The organism is Maritimibacter harenae (assembly GCF_009882975.1).
Lineage (GTDB): Bacteria > Pseudomonadota > Alphaproteobacteria > Rhodobacterales > Rhodobacteraceae > Maritimibacter > Maritimibacter harenae.
Map to the genome: position 1 here is coordinate 1 of NZ_WTUX01000062.1, position 2,952 is coordinate 2,952.

Annotated in this window: 3 protein-coding genes; all 3 read left to right on the forward strand. The window is 61.8% G+C overall.

What is annotated here, in order from left to right; all coding sequences use genetic code 11:
- The first annotated feature begins 372 nt into the window (after positions 1-372).
- Positions 373-1,800 carry a Mu transposase C-terminal domain-containing protein gene (locus GQE99_RS20370; RefSeq protein ID WP_235917314.1) on the forward strand — a complete coding sequence of 476 codons (1,428 nt, stop codon included), beginning with the start codon at positions 373-375 and terminating at the stop codon, positions 1,798-1,800.
- Positions 1,790-2,671: a TniB family NTP-binding protein gene (locus tag GQE99_RS20375; RefSeq protein ID WP_161353797.1), complete on the forward strand. Its 882-nt coding sequence runs from the start codon at positions 1,790-1,792 to the stop codon at positions 2,669-2,671. Before GQE99_RS20370 ends, GQE99_RS20375 begins: the two co-directional genes overlap by 11 nt.
- Positions 2,668-2,952 (forward strand): TniQ family protein (locus GQE99_RS20380; protein WP_328794244.1); only part of this gene is annotated, 285 nt, incomplete at its 3' end. The genes GQE99_RS20375 and GQE99_RS20380, both read left to right, overlap by 4 nt.

Genomic DNA, 2,952 nt, shown 5'->3' on the forward strand with positions numbered 1-2,952 from the left:
TGTCGGACTGCTGGAGTCTTTGGGACTTTGGGGCATTTGTTATCAATCACTTGCTAAGACAGGATTTTGAGATAGAGTCAGAGTTCATGAGACCATGCTTGTTTGTGAGTCACTAACGATGAGACTATCCAGCAACCATGCGCCGTTCAAGTTATGTCCGATAACCCCGTAGCGGACAAGGATTGGGAGCAAGCCGAGCTTCGGGCAAAGGTGCTTGCCGAGCTGCCGGAGCGGCTCACAGCGGGTGACGTTGCTTGGGCGATGCGGCAGCTGGGGGTCAGCCGGGCGACCGTCTATCGTTTGGCAAAGCAATTCCGGGAGAATTCGCGTACCAGTTCGCTCCTCCCCGGCGCACCGGGCCCGAAGCCAGGCATGAAGCCGCTGGACCCAGCGGTAGAAGTGATCGTCGCACGTCACTTCCAGGAGTTCTACGCCACCCGCCGCAAACCAACGAAGACGCGGTTCTGGCGCGAGGTCGCTGCCGATTGTCGGGCGCAGGGACTGGTGCCACCTTCAATCCGGCGACTGGGGCGCTGGCTGGAGCTGAAGGATCAAGCAAGACTTCAGGCCAGACGAGAGGGCAGGGACCGGGCCGAGCGGCGGCATCTGGCTACGCCCGGAACGTTAACCGCGGATCGCTCTCTCGACATTGTCCAGATCGATCACACCAAGGCCGATGTGACAGTTGTCGACCCGGTTTCCCGGCACCCCCTTGGCCGGCCAACGCTGACGTTGGCGATCGACGTGAGCAGCCGAATGGTCGTCGGGTTTCACTTGTCGTTGGAACCGCCCTCGCTCCTTTCCGTCGCCCTTTGCCTGACCCACGCTGTGATGGAGAAATCACATTGGCTGGCGGCGCGTGGGATCAACACCGACTGGCCGGCTTACGGCATCCCCAAGGCGATCTATGTAGATAACGGCGCGGAATTTCACGCCCGGGCATTCGAGCGCGCGTGTTCCGAGTATCAAATCAATTTGGTGCATCGTCCGCCCGGCACCCCGCGCTACGGCGGGCATATTGAGCGGCTGATCGGTACGATGATGGGGGCGATCCATCTGCTGCCGGGCTCGCATTTTGCGAACATTTTCGAGCGCGGCGACCTCGATGCCGAGGCCGAAGCGGTGATGACGCTGCAGGAGCTGGAAACCTGGCTCGCTCATGAGATCACCGGCTCCTATCATGCGCGCGTCCACAGTGCGCTGGAAACCACACCTTTGGCGGCCTGGGAGGCTCGGGGGAGCGAGGCCAAGCCCCGCCTACCCACCGATCTCAGGCGGTTTCTGGTCGATTTTCTACCGTCCGAGCAGCGCGTGCTTCAACGCGACGGGTTTCATCTCTTCCATATCCGGTATTGGGCGGACGAGTTACGCTGGATGATGGGGCGGGACAGCCGCAAATACACCCTCAAATACGACCCGCGTGATCTCTCGCGCATCTTCGTGCTGAGCGAGGACGGACCCATCGAGGCGCGGCCGGCCGATCTGACTCGTCCGGCGATCACGCTCTGGGAACACCGGGCGGCGCGACGTGCTTTGCGCGAAGCTGGTCGCCGGTCGTTGGATGAAGAGCTGATCTTCACAACGATCCAGGCGCAACGCGATCTCGTGAACAGCGCCGAGCGGGAAACCAAAGCCATACGACGCCACAAAGCGCGCAGGGCGCATCTGAAACGCGGTTCAATGATCGACGTGACCCCGGCAACTGAGCCGTCGGATACTCTCCCGGCACCGAAAAACGCGGGCAGCGTCTTGAGAGATCATCCGGGGTTCTATGTCGAGGAATGGTACGATGACGACTGAGTTTCCGCATCTCTACCCGGGAGCCGGAAGGCGTGCCGTCCTGGGCGCGGAAGAGCGCATCTTGCGCATTCGAGGCGACCGATGGGTGTCCTACCCCCGTGCAGAAGTGGCTTTGGCCAAGCTGGAGACTTTTCTGGCCTTTCCTGAGCGTACCCGGATGCCGAACCTCCTCCTGGTCGGTGAAAGCGGCATGGGAAAGACGATGATCATCGAGAAGTTCTCCCGCGATCATCCGTCGAGCTTCGACGACACTACCGGACGATTGCACATGCCGGTCGTTGCGGTTCAGATGGTGTCCGGTCCGGACGAGACCCGTTTCTACCGCCGGATATTGGCCGCGATCGGCGCGCCGGAACCGCCTCGAGCGACGCTTGCTGTTCTTGAGAGCTTGACCCTGCGTTTGCTTATGGAGTTGCGCCCGCACATGCTGGTGATCGACGAGATCCACAGCCTGCAGGCAGGAACCGTCCGTGAACAGGCGCGGTTTTTGAACATGTTACGGTTTCTCGGCAATGAGCTTCGGGTGCCGCTGGTCTGCGTGGGCACGGCGCAGGCCCGCAATGCGCTGCGCACCGATGCGCAATTGGTGCGCCGGTTCGAGGCGTTTGCGTTGTCGCCATGGCAGGAAGGGGCCGATTTCACAGGGCTGATGAGCACCCTGACGCGCAGCCTTCCACTTAGGCGCGAAAGCGACATTGATGAGAAGGCGCTTGCGCGGATCGTCAAGGTGACGGGTGGGATCACTTCGGGCATCTTTTCGATCATGTCTCAACTGGCGATCGCTGCGATCGAGAGCGGCGAGGAACGGATCCTTTCGAGCGACATCCTCGGAGGCGATCGGCTGCAGGCGGCCCTTGGAGATCCCGTGTGACGGCCGGTGAGCGCCTGCCATTCGTGTTCCGTCCCGAAACCGATGAACGCCTGTCCTCCTGGATGGCCCGCTTGGCGTCCTTCTATGCGATGACCGTGCCGGAATTTCTCGAGGAGCTGGGGCTGACCGGACGCGATGTCTTCGATCTGGAGTTCTGCCTCGCCGAAGGGGAGGGGGCTCTGGTTGGTGCGCGGACCGGGCTTTCGGTCGGGGACGTGCAGGCCATGACCTTCGGAGCGCTCCTCCACGAGGCGCGGGTGATGGTCCGCAGAAGCCGGCAC

Coding starts and splice junctions, on each gene's coding strand:
- GQE99_RS20370 (WP_235917314.1), top strand. CDS start 373: ATGAAGCCGCTGGACCCAGCGGTAGAAGTGATCGTCGCACGTCACTTC.
- GQE99_RS20375 (WP_161353797.1), top strand. CDS start 1,790: ATGACGACTGAGTTTCCGCATCTCTACCCGGGAGCCGGAAGGCGTGCC.